This is a genomic window from Vibrio rotiferianus (assembly GCF_002214395.1).
Classification (GTDB): domain Bacteria; phylum Pseudomonadota; class Gammaproteobacteria; order Enterobacterales; family Vibrionaceae; genus Vibrio; species Vibrio rotiferianus.
The window spans coordinates 370380-388906 of the sequence record NZ_CP018311.1 but is presented as its reverse complement, the minus strand read 5'-3'; the positions used below and the strand labels follow the sequence as shown (position 1 = coordinate 388906).

The following is an 18527-nucleotide window of genomic DNA, read 5'->3' as shown; positions in this document are numbered from 1 at the left end:
CACTCCTCTATCAAGCTGTTGGCGTATTGTGATCTGGAATTGAAATGGATGAGTTTTTGTGACAAATTCAATCACTCAGAGAGTAAATTTGATGTGATTGGTTATGAAAACGGTTCGATTCATTCGCGCGATGGGCATATTAAATATGCATAACCTCGCGTTATCTAAGTACAATTTGACATCTGATGACCTAGGTATTCCCGCTTCAGTATTTCATAACCCGATGACGCTGATACCTCTCACCGCCGTTTCTGAATGGTTTCGTCGCATAGAGTGCTTAAGCGGCGACCCAGATGTCATTTTGAATTTGAGCAAAGGGATTGATCTGCAAAAACTAGGGCCTGTTGGGCGATGGTTGTTTTCAGGCAATGACCTAGCAAGCACAATTCGACGTGTGAATTACGGTGTGAGTAATCTGCAATCTGGCGCTTTTTTTGCTGGCGCGCAGTCTGGAAAGATAGTTAAGTGGACTTATCACAACCCTTTCATTGATACGACGATCAAAGTACATGACAGCATTCGTAGTGCGGTGTTCATGATAAAGATATTACGCGAATTCTTAGGAAAGGATTATCGCCCACTTCGAGTGATGATCTCTGGCTCAAGAAAAAACCATGACTTGTATCGAGATTACTTTGGTTGTGAAGTGGAGTGGAGCCAACCTAAAACCGAGGTTTGGATTCATGGTGATGATCGCTTGGCATCTCGTCAAGTCAGTCATCGTGAGGAGAGCCGTTTAGCGATGAACTTCTCAGATTTGGATGATCTGTTGAACATGCCAGATCCTGAGGATGAACTTAAAGTGATTTATGAAGTAGTGAACTACAGCAGCCACTATGGATTACCAACATTAGACAGAGTTTCTGCGCTGTTAGGTTTATCTGATCAGCAATTTCAACGTCGACTACATAAGTTAGGTCTGAACTTTTCTACCGTCTGTGGCTATGTACTGAGTAATGTCGCAGCTGGATTATTGGGCTCCAAAGTGAGCGTTGAAGATATTGCCGCACGGTTGGGTTATAGCAATGTCGCAAGTTTTAACCGTATGTTTAAAAAACATCGCGGTGTGACCCCAAAACAGTATATGGCCCGCTTTGAAAACTAGCTTCCCCCTGTACGTAGAATGAAGCTCTGGTTTTCTAACGTATGCGTTTGATTTTATCCATGCAACGAGTCAGTGACTGCTTGATATTAAATGACTTGTGGCCGCTCGGAGTGCCAGGTTCAATCATTGATGTTTCAGCTGATGCAGCTAAAGGTGTCGACGTAGAATGTTGGATAGAAATAGCTTCAGCACTCAGGATTGATTGTGTCGGTTTGGTAGCGTAAGAGGAAGTAAAACCAGAAGCCGTATTACCACAAGCTGAAAACAACGCAATACTGGCAAGGGCAAGTGAGGATAGCTTAAAACGAGACATCATAATTCTGATTGTTATTTATAAATTTAATAACAAATTTAAATGTCATAAAGCGCTCTGTCTATATACTCACTTAGATGCTTATTGCCCAGAAGTGTAGCCTTGTCGGCACGTCGTATTACTCAAACTACTTCTTTATAGTGTTTGGTTTCAGTGGGCTGTGTGTTTGCGGGTTTATATCATGAAATATTTTACAATTAAGTCTATTATGCTGTCCTTCTGGGTATTTAACCCTAAATTTGGCCGACCCCCTGCCTTTGTAAGTGATTGTAAGTGCTTCGATGTATCAAATGAGCGTAGCTTGCACTCACATTTCTGAACGATATACTGCTCCCGTTTTATAAGTAGAGTGAATGGGTATGAGTCGTTATAAAATCGTATTGATTGAGGATGATTCCGAGATAGCGCGTTTAACAAAAATGTACCTCGAAGCAGAGGGGCACTCGGTAACTATTATTAATAGCGGCGAAAATGCTGTCGAAAGTATCCGTTCATTACACCCCGACCTTGTATTACTTGACCTGATGTTACCAGTCAAAGATGGAGCCACAATTTGCCGAGAGGTGAGAGAGTTCTTTGATGGCATGATCATTGTTTTGACGGCAACCGACGATGAAATGAGTGAGGTGAGTTTATTTAAGTTTGGCGCTGATGATTACCTTACCAAACCAATCAGAGGAAATGTGCTGTTAGCAAGGATAGAAGCGGTTATGCGTCGCTATGCCAGACAGCCTTGCACCGATTCGAATCAAACAGTCTATGGGTACGGCATTGAGCTTTGCACTCGGAGAAATAAAGCCAGCTACCAAGGTACTGTACTTGATTTAACTGATTCAGAATTTGAGATTTTAGAACTGCTAATGTCTAATATCGATCAGCCAGTGTCTCGAGAGTCATGCTGTCGTCTCGCGCGAGGTATTGAGTACTGTATTACCGATCGTTCCATTGATATGAGGATCTCTTCGCTGCGTAAGAAGTTTGTCAAAGCTGGTGTTCAATCTGCGACCGTCAAAACTGTCCGAAATCGTGGCTATATGCTAACAGGCAAGTAAGTATATGTTTTCTACCTTCACTCGTCTTTACATTGCAATTATCACTGGCCTAACGGTGACTGTGTCACTTTTTGTTTTCTTAGGTGACGAATATATGCGTAAGACGGAGGTAGAGATATTTATGAACGATGGTGCATACTTCGCCAATCAGTATATCGCTCAGAAAGGTACTGAAAGTTCACTCTATAAAGAGCTCACTCAAACTGGTCAGCAAGACTTTTATATATTTAAACTTGCACTGCTTGATCATTGGGACGAAACTCCGCCTTGCGATGACTGCAAGCAGATCTACCGATTGCAGTCCATTCCGGTTTACCTCATTGAAGACAGCTTATATGGTGCAGTCTTTCCTCTGCCGAATAGTACTCAAAGCTTATTGTTCAAAGAAAAGAGAGATTTCTTCCGGCCAGATGTTGATTGGCATGAGGACTCAGAGCTGATTTTTGTTTTAAGCCTTGTTATCGTCGTTTTCTCCAGTTTGGGGGTGATGATTTACATACCAGTCAGATCGATTGAAAGCCAAATCATAAGACTATCGAAAGCGCATAACGAGTTTGGTTCAGGTGAGTTGCAATGCAGAGTTGATCCTAAAACCTATTCAGACTCTTTGGCGAGTTTGGCGCAAGGCTTTAATGATATGGCGGAAGACATTGAAAGGAGAGTCAAGCAGAGCCATATTTTGACTCAGGCGATTCCTCATGAGGTGCGTACTCCCTTAAGTCGGATTCAACTTGCGACTGATATTGCGCGGTTAAGTAAACCTGAACAGCAAGAGCAACTGTTTAATGATATCGACCGTTATGTTGGTTCGATCAATGAGCTTACTCAGGATATTGTAAAGCTATCTCGGCTAAGCTCTCAGAAAAAGGGAGGAGGGCACGCGACGACTTCACTTAACCTGCTTCAATGGACTCGTGAAAGGCTTGCTTATCATGGTCTAAATCAAGTGGTGATTGAAAGCTGTATCGAATGCAACAGTGAGCAAGTGCGTTTTCAGCAGACCCTTGGTAACTTAGTTATTGATAACCTAATTCAAAATGCCGCACGATATGGAGAAAAAGATATTTACCTAGCTATTCATCGTGTTAAAGAGCATTGGGTGATCGATATAGAAGACGACGGTCCCGGAATCCCGATTGAAAAGCACTCCGAAGTGTTTTTGCCATTCTCCCGACTAGATAAAAGCCGAAATGCAGACAAAAAAGGGTTTGGATTGGGCCTCGCTATCGCAACCAGTGCGGCGAGGCAATTGGATTGGAAACTATCGGTTGGGGAAAGTCACTTAGGTGGAGCGCGCTTTACTGTGCTCATTCCTGCCAACGATCAGGATAAGCGCTGCTATAGTCAGGCGTAGCAAGACCTTCATATAAACCATCACACGCCTCAAGTGGGCCGACAATCGTTCGATACGGTAATACACCTGCCCAAACGGGGAGATCCATGTCTTGCTCATCATCATTGACCCCAAAATGGCTGATTTTCACTGATGCTTCAGTGAGTGGAATACGTAACAACATGGTCGCTTTGAGTTCTTTTTCATTGCTCAAGCGTATATTTTGCGTTCTTCCCGGCGCGATTTGCTCGATAAAGTGATTCAGCAGTTTGTCTTTCTGTTGGTTATCTTCCATCACTTCAAACTGCCCGAAGACCACGGCACTTCGATAATGTGCGCTATGATGAAACGCACTTCGAGCCAGTACCCAACCATCAAACAAAGTAAAGGTTAGGCACGTTTGCACTCCTTGTTTAAGTGAGCGCAACAATCGACTGTTGTTGGCTCCATGGATGTACACGTAATCATCTACGCGCCATGCCAGCATGGGGATGACCACAGGGCCAGACTCGTTTGTTATCGCAATATGAGCGATCAGGCTTTCATCTATGATGGCGTGCAGTTTATCGACATCAGAGACTGCTTTGTGTGCGCCTTTTTTAATCTCAGTTCGATTGGTGTTGGATAACATTTTCTCTCCTTAAGCTCTTACGATAATGAGCGCTTGCTTCTCTATCTCTGATTGCAATGTATCGATTAACTGGTAGCTTAAAGAGAGCCAGTTTTAACTTATGTATGGATCCAGTTTTGTCTTTAATTGTTGTTGGTGATTTGAACTTAAATGAGCATGATGGCACTCGCCAGCAAGCTCTATTCTTTGCTATTCGAGAAAAAATCGTGAAAGGATTGTGGATAAAGGGCGGAAAGTTGCCCTCAACACGCAAGCTTGCGCAGGAACTCGATATCAGTCGAAACACCGTGATTGCAGCGTATGAACAGTTGGTCGCTGAAGGGTACTTGAGCAGTCAAAAAGGTTCCGGCTTTTATGTGGCGGTGGAGTTGCCAGAGCAGTATTTACCAGAACCCGCAGCACCTGAAGAAGGGGTGGATCCTAAGGCTGGCTTCGATATAAACCGAGCGTTTGCTCCAGGTGTTCCAGATTTAGATGCGTTTCCAATGGCACAGTGGCAGAAACTGATTGCGCGCCACTCATCCCGCACGTGTTTACTCGGTAATCAAGATATTCAAGGCAGTTGGAGATTGCGTTGCGCTTTATCTAGCTACCTTGCTTCCAGCCGCTCAGTCAACTGTTCGCCAGAGCGGATCATCATTACATCTGGAGCGCAGCAAGCGTTGGCTATTGCCACTATGAGCGTACTAAAACAAGGCGATACGGTGCTGATGGAACAACCGGGATATGCACAAATGCGTAAATTGATCCATTTCCAGCAATATCATTTTGAGCCACTGTACGTGCAAGAGAAGGTAGGCTTTGATGTGGAAACGGTGACATCGAGTCAGGTGGATGCTTTGTATATCACGCCAAGTAACCAATACCCTATGGGGACGACGCTCAACATAGAACAACGAAGCAAGATCATTAACTGGGCCGTACAGAGAGCGCATTGGATAATCGAAGACGACTATGACAGTGAATTCCAGTTTGCGCATCGGCCATACACTAGTTTGCAGGGATTAGCGGCTCAAATGGGCAGAGATGATCGCGTTTTATACATTGGCTCGTTTAGTAAAGTCATGTTCAACGGTTTGCGCCTCGGTTATCTCGTCGTTCCTGAATCTTTAGTCGATGGTTGTCTTGTGGTTAAAGATGCGTTAAGCGGTGATTCTCCTACACATACGCAAGAAGCGTTAGCCGATTTCATAACGGAAGGAGGGTTACTTCGTCATATTCGCAAGATGCGTCGACTATACAAAAGTAAACATGAACGGATGTGCTCGGCGATTGAAAAGTATTTTGGCAATAAAGTGAGTGTTATCAGTCAAGCGGCGGGTCTCCACATTACGTTGAAGTGGCGCTATGGCATTGATGAACATCAATGGACACAGCGTGCTGAAGCGAAAGGTATTGTGCTGCGTCCGTTGAGTTATTACGAACATCCCGAATTTAAAACCCGTGATTGGAATGGGGTGGTGTTAGGCTACGGCAATGTTGCGCTAGAGAATATTGACACTTTGATGCAGCAGTTGGCGTTGATGTTTGAGTTGAAGGACTTATGAAAGTAAAAACATCGATGGATCAGCTTGATCATCAACCCCCGCATTCCTAATTGTTTGTCATTGTTTTGTGTTATATCTAGCAAGAATAAATAATAGGTAAACTTTAGAGTTTACCTGTGGCTAAATTGACTTTAAAATAAACTCCGAAGTTTACTTCTGCGCTTGTGCGTAAAGTTCAATAGTGACTACTCAATAATGGGTCACGCTCTTGGAGTAAAGAAAATATGGTCGCAACTAAATTTGGCCAAAACACACTTAAACTGAGTGCTATTTCAGCACTGCTCATCTCTTCCTTAAGCATTACCGGTTGTTCTGATGAAAATGAGGTATCAGACGTCGCACCACTAATCAAACCTGCACTTATTGAAGTCGTTACAACCCAATCAGCAATGGAGCTGAGCTTTAATGGTATTGTTCGTGCTGCAGAAAGCGCAGACCTCGCTTTTCGAGTGAGTGGGAAACTGATCAGCATTTTCGTTAAGGAAGGCGATGAGGTGAGCAAGGGTCAACTGCTTGCTTCCTTAGATGATCGAGATGCAAAAAATGCATTGGTGTCAGCGCAACTTGAGTTTGAGAATGTGTCTCGTGAGTATGAGCGTGCTCAAGCTGTTTTTAAGAGAAGCCAAGCAATTTCAAAGGCCGACTTAGATACGATCACGACACGTTATAATCTTGCTCGTACACGTGTTGAAGATGCAAAGCGTCATCTAGAATACACCCAAATCTTTGCTCCTTTTGATGGCATCGTTGGACGCAAGCTGGTTGATAACTACGTTCAAGTCCAAGCTAATGCACCTGTTCTGACCGTTCATGATATTAATGATCTTGAAGTGGTCATCCATATTCCACATAAAGTGATGCTCTCCGGTAAAGAGGGGACGAAAGCAATTGCTGAAATCTCAGCCATTCCTGGGCAATCTTTTCCTTTAAAGCTGCGCACGGTTGCGACCGTTGCAGACCCTGTTTCTCAGGCGTATCCGGTCGTGTTGGGTTTTGAGCACTTAAACGGTTTCCACGTATTGCCGGGAATGGCGGTGAAAGTGCTGCCTGTTTCCACTTCAGGAAACACTCAGAATCAACAAATTACCTTACCTCTGACGTCAATTGTCCCTGACAACCAAGGCGAGCAATTTGTCTGGGTCGTTGGCAGTGACGACAAAGCAACGAAGCGTTATGTGGCGATTGGCGCACTCAACAAAGACCGCATTATTGTTACCGAACATCTTTCGTTGGGTGAGAAGGTGATCATTGCTGGGGTATCAAGTGTGAGAGAGGGCATGGAAGTTCGCCCTTACACGGATGATCGCGCTGGAGCACAATGATGGACATTGCACGTTATACCATAGCTAAGCGTACAAGTGTGTGGGTGCTTATTGCTCTAATACTGTTAGGTGGTTACATCAGCTACATCAAACTAGGTCGTTTTGAAGACCCTGAGTTTGTTATTCGTCAGGCAGTGATCGCGACACCTTACTCAGGAGCGACAGCGCAGGAGGTCTCTGACGAAGTGACCGATGTTATCGAAGGCGCCGTTCAGGCTTTGCAAGAAGTCAAAGAAGTGAAATCCGTCTCGATGCAAGGAATGTCTGAGGTCACGGTCGAGATTAAACTCGAGTTTGCAGGCAGCGCCGCTGAGCTACAACAAGTATGGGATAAACTGCGTCGTAAAGTGACCGATGCACAGCGACTGCTTCCTCCGGGAGCAGGGCCGTCTATTGTGAATGATGACTTCGCGGATGTATATGCATTGTTCTTTGCTGTTACAGGTGAAGGATTCAGTGATAAGCAGTTGCAAGATTATGTCGATAGTTTACGCCGTGAAATCGTACTCGTACCAGGTGTGGCGAAAACAGCGACATTGGCGCAGCAACAAGAAACCATCTTCGTTGAGATTTCAAGTGAGCGCTTAGCCGAGTTTGGTGTCTCTGCTGAGAAAGTGTTTCAAGTTCTGCAAAAGCAAAATCTAGTCACAGTGGCAGGTAGCATCGAAACTAGTGCGATGCGCATTCCCGTGATCCCAAGTTCCAATATTGATTCTGTTGCCGACCTTAAAAATCTACAAGTAGGGCTAGGTAACAACAATACAGTGCTTCGTTTAGGTGACATTGCGGACATCACTCGCGGTTACCAAACACCAGCAACTATGTTGATGCGTTTCAACGGTGAACGAGCTGTGGGCTTTGGCATCTCCAACGTGTCCGGCGGTAACGTTGTGGATATGGGAGACGCAGTTAAAGTACGTTTGGCAGAGTTGGAAAGTCAGCGCCCATTGGGTATGGAACTGAATGTTATCTCGATGCAATCAGATTCTGTTCGCGCGTCGGTAGCGAACTTTATCGACAACTTGATCGCTGCGGTTGGTATTGTATTCGTCGTGCTTCTGTTGTTTATGGGTGTACGTTCGGGTGTGATTATCGGTTTTGTGCTTCTACTAACGGTGGCTGGCACACTGTGCATCATGCTCATAGAAGATATTGCGATGCAGCGTATCTCTCTTGGGGCGTTGATCATTGCCTTAGGTATGCTAGTGGATAATGCGATTGTAGTGACCGATGGTATTTTGGTTCGTTTTCAACAAGATCCAGATGCCGATCGCAACGCTGTGGTGTCTGAAGTTGTCGATGCAACCAAGTGGCCTTTGTTAGGAGGAACCGTCGTTGGTATCTGTGCATTCAGTGCGATTGGTTTATCGCCTTCGGACATGGGGGAGTACGCTGGCTCGCTGTTTTGGGTGATTCTTTACTCAATGCTCCTTAGTTGGGTATTTGCAGTCACAGTGACGCCAATGCTGTGTCACGATTTCCTCAAAGTAAAAGCGGCAAATGCAGATAAGAAGCCTAGTCGCGTCGTAGCAAGCTATAAGTCACTGCTCGCATGGGTATTGAAATACCGCATCATCAGTTGTGCACTGTTGCTGGGAATGATGACAGCAGCGATTTGGGGCGTGAAGTTTGTACCTCCGGGTTTTATGCCAGAATCTCAGCGCCCGCAATTTGTTGTGGACGTTTACTTGCCGCAAGGCTCGGATATCAAGCGTACCGAGGCAGTGGTTGCGAGTATTGAGCAAGATGTGAAAGCCAAAGAGGGGGTTACCAACATCACCAGTTTTATTGGTGGTGGCGGCTTACGTTTTATGCTCACCTATGCGCCAGAAGCTCGTAACCCAAGTTACGGCCAACTGCTGATTGATATTGATGATTACACGAAGATCGCCCCGTTACTGGGTGAGCTACAAAGTGAGTTAGAAGCCAAATACCCTGATGCGTCAATTAAAGTGTGGAAGTTCATGCTTGGTCGTGGAGGCGGTAAGAAGATTGAAGCCGGTTTCAAAGGCCCTGATAGCGCGGTGTTGCGTCAACTGGCGGAGCAAGCGAAAGCCATTATGCTGGCGGATAGCAACTTGATCGCGGTTCAGGATGATTGGCGTCAACAAGTCCCTGTGCTTCGCCCTGCCTATTCTGCAGAAGAAGCCCAGCGATATGGGCTGACTACGATGGAGATTAACCAAGCTATCGCGCAAACCTTAACGGGTCGGAATGTAGGTGTATATCGAGAGGGAGATGATTTGATCCCAATCGTTGTCCGCGCGCCGGAAAGTGAGCGAAGCCACCAACGCGCGATTGAAAATACAGAAGTTTTCAGTCCGACAGTGGGTGCTTATATTCCAGTAAGTCAACTGGTGAACTCTGTTGATGTGGTATACCAAGACGCCATCTTGCGTCGAATCGATCGCATGCCGACGATTCTGGTGCAAGCGGATCCAGCGCCGGGTGTATTGACGGCAGACGCATTCAAGCAAGTACGTACTCAAATTGAAGCCATTGAGCTGCCAGCAGGGTATGAGCTGAAGTGGTATGGCGAATATAAAGCGTCGAAAGATGCCAATGAAGGGCTAGTTATCTCAGCGCCATACGGGTTTGCCGCGATGATCCTTTCGGTGATTTTTATGTTCAACGCACTGCGTCAGCCATTGGTTATTTGGCTAACGGCACCGCTCGCGGTTGTTGGTGTTACCGTGGGGCTTATCATCTTCCAAACACCGTTCGAGTTTATGGCCATTCTCGGCTTCTTAAGCTTGATTGGTATGATGGTGAAAAACGCGATTGTATTGGTTGACCAAGCGGATGTTGAAATTCGTGAAGGTAAAACGCCATATACTGCGATAATTGATGCAGCACTAAGCCGTGCCCGTCCGGTTCTACTGGGCGCATTCACGACTATCTTAGGTGTTGCCCCACTGCTGATTGACCCATTCTTTAAGAGCATGGCGGTGACCATTATGTTTGGTCTACTGTTTGCCACGATTCTTACTTTGGTCGTCATTCCGCTGTTTTACGCCATTTTCTTCCGCGTAGAGGTGGAAACAACGTAATCAACACCCTTAACTTAAAATGGAGTCTTGTGGCTCCATTTTTTGTTTTTTTGCTAGCAGTTTGACTGGTTAGTGAAGCGTTATACTCGATGCACCAAGCTTCCAAATAAAAGTGTGTTAATGACCGTTGAGTCGGCCAAGGTCCCTTAAACACATTTTTAGTTGTAAATCCCAGCACGTCCATAGGCTAATGGAGACTGAATAACCTATAACAACCGTTAAAGGGAACATAGCCTCTCCAAAAAGAGTAATCACGCTAGAGCACCTTTGATGGATTTTCCTAGGACTAGGAATAGTGGAGCTCCTATATTGTCACTTAACTCTCTGTTTGTTTTCATAAATACAGAGCTGTTTCTGCAACCCTTCCCCGATAAGGCGTGTTGCTAGCAACGCGAGTTTCTCTGTTTATTGATTCTATAATGTGAGTAATTGTACAGGCATATATTTCTGGAATGTATGTCTCAATACGTATAATTGGCGTATTGCGTATGGTATGAGGGTGTCTGTAATATCCCGAGCACTCGAATGAGAGTGAAAAAATATCCAAAAAAGTGTTTTCATAACGGTAGCTTAACTGAAAACGATGCTGCATTTAGGTTGTGGCTAACCGTCGTTCACAAACGGCCTTTTGGATAGGTTCTTAATTCTTACAACACTCAGTAATATAAAATGAAAAAGCTCATACTCGCATCTATGATCGCGACAGCTCTAACGGGTTGTGGTGGTGGCTCCGATGATCCATCGGCTCAGTTCGATAAACCTGTTATCAAGGAAATACCTAAATTAGAAGCTCAAGTTCAAAACCCAGATAGTGATGTATTTACGTATTCCATTGATGCGTTCTCTGTAAGTGGTGAAGACCTAGTGTTTGGTCTGGAAGAAAATGAACACACATGGATTACGATCAACCCTATAACGGGTGTGATTTCTGTTGACTTAAATTACGCAGTTACGGGTACATATACATTTGTAGTTACCGCAAGTGACAGTAATGCTGTACAGAAGCAAACAGTGACGTTGGAAATTGCCACGTTTGAGGTCGATCCGAATAATCCTGAACCTGTCGTTTCGGATATCCCAACAATCAATGCACGTACGAATGTTGTCTCTACGTTCCAAATTGAAGCCATTGATAACGAGCCAATGTCGTTTTCGCTTGAGGGCACCGAATCAAATCCGCTACCTGAGTTTGTTTCTATTGATCACAAAACAGGCTTAATCACAGTTGATGCACATAGCGGCTCTCAAGACACTTATGAGTTTATTGCTAAAGTTTCTGATGGGAATAAAGCAGTCGAAAAAACGGTGACCTTGGTGGTTTCGTTTTATGCAGATCCTGAAAATCCAGATTTTCAAAATACAGTACCCTCGGTGAAAGCTATTGACCCTATTTCGGTGAAGACGGGTAAGTCTGACTCATCTCAAATTTATGCCAATGACGCAGATGGCGATTTTCTTTCTTACGTTTTAGCGTCGGACGCTCCGGAATGGGTCTCAGTGGACCAAGATGGCGTGATCATTGCAAAACCTAGTGATGAGCATGTTGGTAACTACAGTTTCAACGCGATTATCAGTGATGGCTTTGTTGATGTGAATCGCTCGGTTTCGGTTTTAGTTACAAGCTCTACACCACCAGTAACAAACACGCCACCAAGCGTCGCTTATTTTGACGACGTTCATGCAAAGCCAAATAAAGAAACGATCGTTCGAGTGAATGCTGCAGATGCCGAGGGAGATGAACTATCGTATTCCTTATCTCAAAACCCGGATTGGGTTTCGATTAATGCTGCGGGGGTCATTTCTGTAACACCGACCACAAGCGAACAGGGTAAGCACACTTTTACAGTGACCGTTTCTGATGGTACTTATAACGTAGAACGGGAAATTTCAGTACGCGTATTTGTGTCTCCAGACCATGTCGATCAAGCGGTTGTTTCTGAAGACCATAATCTTGCGACAGAAGCGCAACTGCTTGAGCGTGCAAAAGAGATCATTCTTGAAAAAGCGGTGGAGAAAGAAGCTTTATTAACTCGACTGTTCACAGGTGTTGATAGTATCGATTGGATCCCATCACACGATTCACAAATTATCACAAGTTTCTCATCGATTAATGACTCAACGGTAATCTTGCAATCGAACTCAAACCAAAGTGGTGGAGAGTCGAATGCGACACTTGCTGTAGCAGGCACCAAACCTAACGGTCAAAACTATGTGATTTTCGGCGGCAATCCGTTCGGCGTTCATGGTTCTGGCGATATTGATATTTACCTTAAGAATGTGATTAATTGGCTAATAGGTGAAAGCAAAATCACTCTGAATGTCATGGCGGTCAACCAACCAAACAGCGGTTATTTCTATCACCATAACAATACGAAAACGTGGCTAGAAAATAATTACCCTGAAAATCACACACTCAACGATTACCGTACTTGTGAGTATGAAAATATCAGAGCGTGCGCGATGGAAAGTCGTCCTGATTTCGTGATCCTTGGTTCTGATGATAGTGCTGGCCGTGGATACGAAGGCATCAAAGCTTCAATGGAGTACCTAGAACAACAAAAAATTCCATTTATTTTGGTATCCCATTTGCGCCATGCGTCCGCTTTAATTAGTCCTATTCTGATTGAATCTGGTGTCACAACAGACACTAACTATTGGTCTAAAGTCACCTTGTCTGGAGCAAATAAAGATAATATCTCCGCACTCACTGATCAGCGCCTTGATGTTGTCCAAGACTTTATTAACGATGAGTATGACATGAGCGCAGTTGATGCTTGTGGCTCTAACTATATTGTTTGTGACACTGCACCGTTCTGGTCTGCATTTAGAACCAGCGCCGATGCGCTACGTAACGATATTTTATTTTTCGATAAGTTCAACATTGACCCATTCAGTGTTGACGGCTCAGAGCTCGCGAAAACCATTTTGCTGCTTGCTGATAAATATCGTTCCGAGATCGATTATCCGATTTCATTTAGTGAGCCGGAAGAGTGGTACCATGCGATGTTCGCAGACTGGATGGTATCTTACTCACGACCGGATAACCTCGCACAGTCAGACCTAGGTGAATACATTCACAAGGGCGATCCTGTGAAAGGCGATCTTGCGCATTACGAATACCCAGAAACCACCACGAAAACCAAAAACATCAGTGTGCCTTATGCAAACCAATGGACTGGAACAGGTTGGTATGCATTACCATCTCAACCTGTAACGTTAACGCGCAGTGGTGTGGATACTCATGATGTCTTTGTTAAGTTGTACTACGCTCGTCCTAATACCAACCGAGCATTTGAAACGAATTCATATAATCGACCATTGGAATTAACCACTCAGCGTTTAACGATTCCACCACAAGGTTCTGTGACATTCTCGACGCCTTATGGTGCGCCTATTTACTTGCACATTAATGGTGATGGTGAAAGTGAACTCACAACCAACATCACGGCGAGCGGGATCACTGAACATCCATTTATTGATGATTTCACAAGCGAAGAGCAGATTGCTCAATTTGAACAGTTAGTCAACACGACCGATCTTCCTCATGTCGATTTGAAATCTCCGTCGTATGAGCAGCATGCACGAAAAGACAAGTTAGGTGAAGGCGATGTGCGTCAGTTACTAACGATGCTTCGTGATGAGCACATTAATGGAATCTACTCATTGGCAGGTTTTAAAGTACAAGGCCAAAGTTTAGATCAGTCCACTGACAAAGATGCGATGGCGATTTGTAAGACGAAAATGGGAGTAGAGGATTGTACCGACGAAACGCTGCATGTTCGTAAGATTATCCAACATGCAAACTATGACCGCCACGCGCAGTGTGGTGTAGGTTGCTCAGGAAACCCATGGGATTCTGCTTACAATATTAGCCCTAGAGGTTGGTTAGATGGGCACGAACTTGGCCATAACCTGCAAACTGGTCGTTTGCGTGTAGGTTATGCAACAGAAGAAAATCGAAACCTGTGGAATCAATACAGTGATCGTGCGGGTGAGAACTCAAACAATATTTTCCCTTATTATGTGATGTGGAATGGACATGCGGTTGTTGACGGCGATACAACGCCTTTAAATGACGGCCACATGAACGGTAAAGAAACGTTCTTTGCCCTTCAATCTGATTATTCAAACGTGACGGACGCTGATGGTAACCGTGTGGTTTATACCCCTACTTGCGGCACTTTAGATGCGGGGAAAACGTCACGCCATGAAGCAATTTGGTCTAATGGTGGCTATGCGGCAATCAATGGCATTCGCATGTCTTTCTATACTCAGATGGCACTGCAAATGCACGGGAAATCACTCGCTGACGATTCAGTGTTAGAAAGTGGATGGGGTATTTACCCAATGCTTTACTTACACGAGCGTATTTACGGCAAATATGCAAAAGATGAAACAACGTGGAACGCAAACCGCGAACGTTTAGGCTTTGCCATGTTTGATTGGAGCAATTCACACGGAACCATGAATGGTATTCAAGGTAACGATTTTATGTTGGTGTCGCTGTCGTATTTGACGGGCATGGACTGGAATTCCTACTTTGAAATGTATGGTCTACGAAACTCTGATACCGCCAAAGCACAAGCGAGCGCTCACGGTGTGAAAGGCGCGGTTCCGGTAGGCATGTATGTTCACGAACAAGATTTACCGCCTGCGAATATGTCAGCAGGAATGACATGGTTGCCACTAGGTGGTGCAGACACAGTTTGGACGCGTGACGATAGCTCGCCAGCTAACTGCCAGTAATTACCCTATAAAAACATAAGCCTCGTATTAGCGAGGCTTTTTTTATTTTGTCACATAGGTGCTCCCACGATTTATTCGACGCACAGACTTGCTGCGTTAAAGAATGAAGTATGAATCATTCTTTGACCTAACAAACGTTGGTATGTGGAGGTATCGATCTCCTTCAGTTGTTTGAATGACGTCTAACTTGGTCTGGTCACCCAATGAGTCTGCTTTGACGCTTTTTTCGCCATTGTTTCCATGGCAATGAAAGGACAGCAAAAATAGTAATGGCGTACAACATTGACCAGCCTAAGCAGATAAACACTGCAGTACATAAGAGTAGCGAAACTCCTGCGAGAAGTTTGCCTGCTCCTTGCAGTAATTTATAAGCAGCGAGCATGGCAAGTAGGTAAACCAAAACAAAAATTCCGTTGGCAAGCTTGAGGAAAAATTCCAGATCCAATCCGGAGAGTGAGCCGATAACACAAGAAGCAAGTAAGATAGCGCCGACGATCATCGTGGCATTAGCAGGCACGCCACGAACCGATACGCGAGCAATGGCGCTTGTTGGCTTGTACTCCCTTGCCTGTGCCCACACCATACGAGCTAGGCTTTGGGTGTAGAGGTTGATGCTAGCAAAACATGCTGAGAAACCTATTAGGCTAATTAGCCATTTGGCATGGTCACCAAAAAGATGTGCACTTAACCAAGGGATGGAAGCGCTGTCTAACTCGGTACTGCCATATGCGCCAAACTTTAGGATCACCACTGAGCATGCCCAGTAGGTTGCGCCAGCGACAAAGCAGCCAACGATAATAGCAATAGGGAAGTCTCGTTGTGGGTTCTTAAATTCTTCTCCCATGTGTGCAAAGGCTTCTATGCCGACAAAGCACCAGAACATTACCCCAAGAGCTGCGGCAATCGACCAAGTGGAATCCATAGTGATTGCAGGCATCGCAAGATCGGAAGATCCAACATCGCCCTTCCATAAAAACGCGCCAACCAATGCAAAAATGCTCAATGCAATAACGGTTTGCAGACGTCCGGATGATTTAGTACCAAGCAAATTAACAAAAACTAAGAGAGCGACCGTAATAATTTGTGCGAAAAGGTGGTTGCTGATTGCCTCTGGTAACAGTTGTTGCAAAAAGCCCGCAGCCAGAGCAACGGCGGCAGGAACACCAACAGGAATCACGCTAACGAATAACCACGCTACGCTGCTTTCCAATTTGGGACTAAAGGCTTTACGGACAAAAAAGGCAGTGCCTCCAGCGTTGGGGTAGCGCTTGCCAAGTTGTGCGAAAGTAAGCGCAATAGGGCAGATAGCCACGAACAATACAATCCAAGCCCACAGAGAAAAGTGCCCAGCAATGCCAGCTGCAATTGCCGGAATCATAAATAACCCCGTTCCCATTAACGTGGTGGAGAGTTGGCCAATGCCTGATATCAGAGTGATGTCTTTGTTGAGTTGTTCCATAACTGCCTCGAACTTCCATATGGTGCGAGTGACAAGCATAGCTAAATTCTGCACAACAATATGATGTTGTCGACCGTCAAAATGACGGTTGTTATGCTGACAACCTTCAAATTGTCGGTTTTCAATAAGTTGTAATGGAGTAGAATGGAAAAATTAAGGAAAGCTTGGTGAGTTTATGGACAAATTTGATCATCAAATCATAGATCTATTACGTCAAAATGCCCGTCTCTCAATTACGGAGATCGCGGAGCATGTGAGTTTGTCACGCTCGGCAGTCACGGCTCGAATAAAAAAGTTAGAAACCGATAAAGTCATCCTCGGTTATCACGCTGACATAGCAACATCGGAAGAATCGACGATTTGTGCATATCTGGCGCTGAAATTTGATACATCTGCATCCAGCCACCATTGTGATGCTTACGCGAATGAGTTGTATAAAATCGATGGGGTCAAGTGGTGTCATGCCATTAGCGGTGAAACGGATATGATGCTGTTTGTTGAAGTGCCAAATATTGCCCGCCTTAATGAGATTCGAGATCATATTCAACGTTACCCAGAACTTCGTAATGTCATGACACATACTGTGCTGACTGAGTTTTTTAATACCACAGGGAGCAAGTTTGTAAAATGACAGAGAAAGACATCGTCCTCAACTTCTGGAAAGCGATGGGGGGTAATGATTTCTTTGCGGCGGCGGAGTGCCTCACACCAGACTGTGAGGTGATTTGGCCGTTAACCAAAGAAGTGATTCGAGGCAGAAAGAACTTTGCGGAGCTCAATTCCGCTTATCCCGCAGAAGGAGAGTGGACCTTCACCATTGAACGTATTTTGGCGGATGGCGAGCAAGTGGTTACCGATGTGGTAGTGAGCGATGGTGTGCGTTCAGATAGAGCGATTACCTTTCACACTGTGCGTGAAGGGTTGATTTGCAAGCAAGTCGAATACTGGCCAGAAGAGTACGCTGCAGCTCAGTGGCGTTCAAAGTGGGTCGAGCGTGCTGAATAATATCAACCTAAATTTATTACGCTCTTTGCATGTTTTACTCGAAGAGTGCCATGTAAGTAGAACGGCTGAGCGTTTGCACATTACGCAGTCAGCTGTCAGTCGTCAGTTGGCTCAGTTACGTGAGTTATGTGGCGATCCTCTATTAGTGCGTCAAGGTAACCAGCTGATTCCAACACCCAGAGCACTAGTGTTGAAAGATAAGTTAGATGCGTTACTTGCGGAATTTGACCACCTTCTTGATGACAAACCTTTCGAACCTTCGGATTGGAAAGGAGAGCTAGTGTTAGCATCGAGTGATTATGTCGCCCAATACGTGTTGCCAGACATTGCTTCACACTTGAGTGGTTTTGCGCCTCAGTTAGACATGGCTTACCGACTATGGCAGCCGGACTTTCTTGATAAGCTCCATGAGAGCGGTATTCACATCGCCTCTTCAATGTACCCGGAAAAACCGCAAGGAGTATCGAGCGTGAAGATCGGTGAGGATTCGTCAGTCTGTTTGATGAAAGCCTCTCATCCGTTAGCAAAGCAAGAGCATATCAGCGTTGAAGATTTAATTTCATATTCTCATATCAAAGTGACTGGTGGTGGTGATAAAGATTCCTACACCGATTTGGCGTTAAGAGAGTTAGGTCATACGCGCCACGTTACGTTCAAAGTGCCTTTCTTTTCTGCTGCCATCAATCGTTTGGTTTCAAGTGAACACTTAATGGTGGTTCCAGAGCATATTGCGGTTAACCTCGCGAAGCATTGGGATTTAGCCCATAAATCGCTGCCTCTCGAAACCCCTATTCATCAATATTGGTTAATGTGGCATCCGAAATACGATACGGATCCAGCGCATAAATGGGTTCGAGAAGAGATTCGTTCAGTGATGCAAATTTCAGAGTATTCCATTCGCTAATAAGTGCATTGTTACGCTATGAGTTGGAATCATGGCTAGTATGAAAAACTTTGATTTCTA

Annotated in this window: 13 protein-coding genes; 10 read left to right on the top strand and 3 right to left on the bottom strand. The window is 44.9% G+C overall.

The genetic code is table 11. The annotated features are described in order from the left end of the window. Positions 1 to 103 precede the first annotated feature (103 nt). Positions 104 to 1105 carry an AraC family transcriptional regulator gene (locus tag BSZ04_RS01890; protein ID WP_088879347.1) on the top strand — a complete coding sequence of 334 codons (1002 nt, stop codon included), beginning with the start codon at positions 104 to 106 and terminating at the stop codon, positions 1103 to 1105. A gap of 34 nt (positions 1106 to 1139) precedes the next feature. On the opposite strand, the gene BSZ04_RS01885 is transcribed toward BSZ04_RS01890, so the two are convergent. Further along, positions 1140 to 1421, bottom strand: coding sequence for a hypothetical protein (locus BSZ04_RS01885; protein WP_138955199.1), 282 nt, complete (start codon positions 1419 to 1421; stop codon positions 1140 to 1142). A gap of 356 nt (positions 1422 to 1777) precedes the next feature. Between BSZ04_RS01885 and BSZ04_RS01880 the strand changes: the two genes are divergently transcribed. Together BSZ04_RS01880 and BSZ04_RS01875 are read left to right on the top strand one after the other, a co-directional pair. Beyond that, entirely contained in the window at positions 1778 to 2470 is a 693-nt protein-coding gene (locus BSZ04_RS01880) for a response regulator transcription factor (protein WP_071234523.1), read from the top strand. Positions 2471 to 2474: 4 nt separating this feature from the next. Continuing rightward, the gene (locus tag BSZ04_RS01875) at positions 2475 to 3824 is read left to right on the top strand and encodes an ATP-binding protein (RefSeq protein WP_088879345.1); all 1350 of its coding nucleotides are present in this window, start codon (positions 2475 to 2477) and stop codon (positions 3822 to 3824) included. Here the strand turns inward: BSZ04_RS01875 and BSZ04_RS01870 are convergent. Next, a complete protein-coding gene (locus BSZ04_RS01870) occupies positions 3778 to 4434 on the bottom strand; it encodes a pyridoxamine 5'-phosphate oxidase family protein (protein WP_088879344.1) in 657 nt (218 codons plus the stop codon). The genes BSZ04_RS01875 and BSZ04_RS01870 overlap by 47 nt on opposite strands. Before the next feature lie 104 nt (positions 4435 to 4538). Between BSZ04_RS01870 and pdxR the strand changes: the two genes are divergently transcribed. The 4 genes from pdxR (at position 4539) to BSZ04_RS01850 (ending at position 15099) form a co-directional block, all read left to right on the top strand. Next, positions 4539 to 5981: a MocR-like pyridoxine biosynthesis transcription factor PdxR gene (pdxR, locus tag BSZ04_RS01865; protein ID WP_088879343.1), complete on the top strand. Its 1443-nt coding sequence runs from the start codon at positions 4539 to 4541 to the stop codon at positions 5979 to 5981. A 224-nt stretch (positions 5982 to 6205) separates the two neighbouring features. Then, the gene (locus BSZ04_RS01860; RefSeq protein ID WP_088879342.1) at positions 6206 to 7303 is read left to right on the top strand and encodes an efflux RND transporter periplasmic adaptor subunit; all 1098 of its coding nucleotides are present in this window, start codon (positions 6206 to 6208) and stop codon (positions 7301 to 7303) included. Then, entirely contained in the window at positions 7303 to 10353 is a 3051-nt protein-coding gene (locus BSZ04_RS01855) for an efflux RND transporter permease subunit (RefSeq protein WP_088879341.1), read from the top strand. The genes BSZ04_RS01860 and BSZ04_RS01855 overlap by 1 nt, the downstream gene beginning before the upstream one ends. Positions 10354 to 11022: 669 nt before the next feature. After that, entirely contained in the window at positions 11023 to 15099 is a 4077-nt protein-coding gene (locus tag BSZ04_RS01850; protein ID WP_088879340.1) for an ImpA family metalloprotease, read from the top strand. A gap of 196 nt (positions 15100 to 15295) precedes the next feature. Here BSZ04_RS01850 and yjeH read toward each other — a convergent pair whose 3' ends face one another. Continuing rightward, positions 15296 to 16558 (bottom strand): L-methionine/branched-chain amino acid transporter, encoded by a 1263-nt coding sequence (yjeH, locus tag BSZ04_RS01845; protein ID WP_088879339.1) that lies wholly within the window; start codon positions 16556 to 16558, stop codon positions 15296 to 15298. Positions 16559 to 16733: 175 nt separating this feature from the next. Here yjeH and BSZ04_RS01840 point away from each other — a divergent pair, with 175 nt between their 5' ends. The 3 genes from BSZ04_RS01840 to BSZ04_RS01830 are packed head-to-tail and all read left to right on the top strand — an operon-like array spanning position 16734 to position 18467. Further along, a complete protein-coding gene (locus BSZ04_RS01840) occupies positions 16734 to 17189 on the top strand; it encodes an Lrp/AsnC family transcriptional regulator (protein ID WP_010451258.1) in 456 nt (151 codons plus the stop codon). Further along, positions 17186 to 17563, top strand: coding sequence for a nuclear transport factor 2 family protein (locus BSZ04_RS01835; protein ID WP_088879338.1), 378 nt, complete (start codon positions 17186 to 17188; stop codon positions 17561 to 17563). Before BSZ04_RS01840 ends, BSZ04_RS01835 begins: the two co-directional genes overlap by 4 nt. Then, positions 17553 to 18467, top strand: a complete 915-nt coding sequence (locus BSZ04_RS01830; RefSeq protein WP_038886100.1) for a LysR family transcriptional regulator — start codon at positions 17553 to 17555, stop codon at positions 18465 to 18467. Before BSZ04_RS01835 ends, BSZ04_RS01830 begins: the two co-directional genes overlap by 11 nt. Positions 18468 to 18527: the final 60 nt, after the last annotated feature.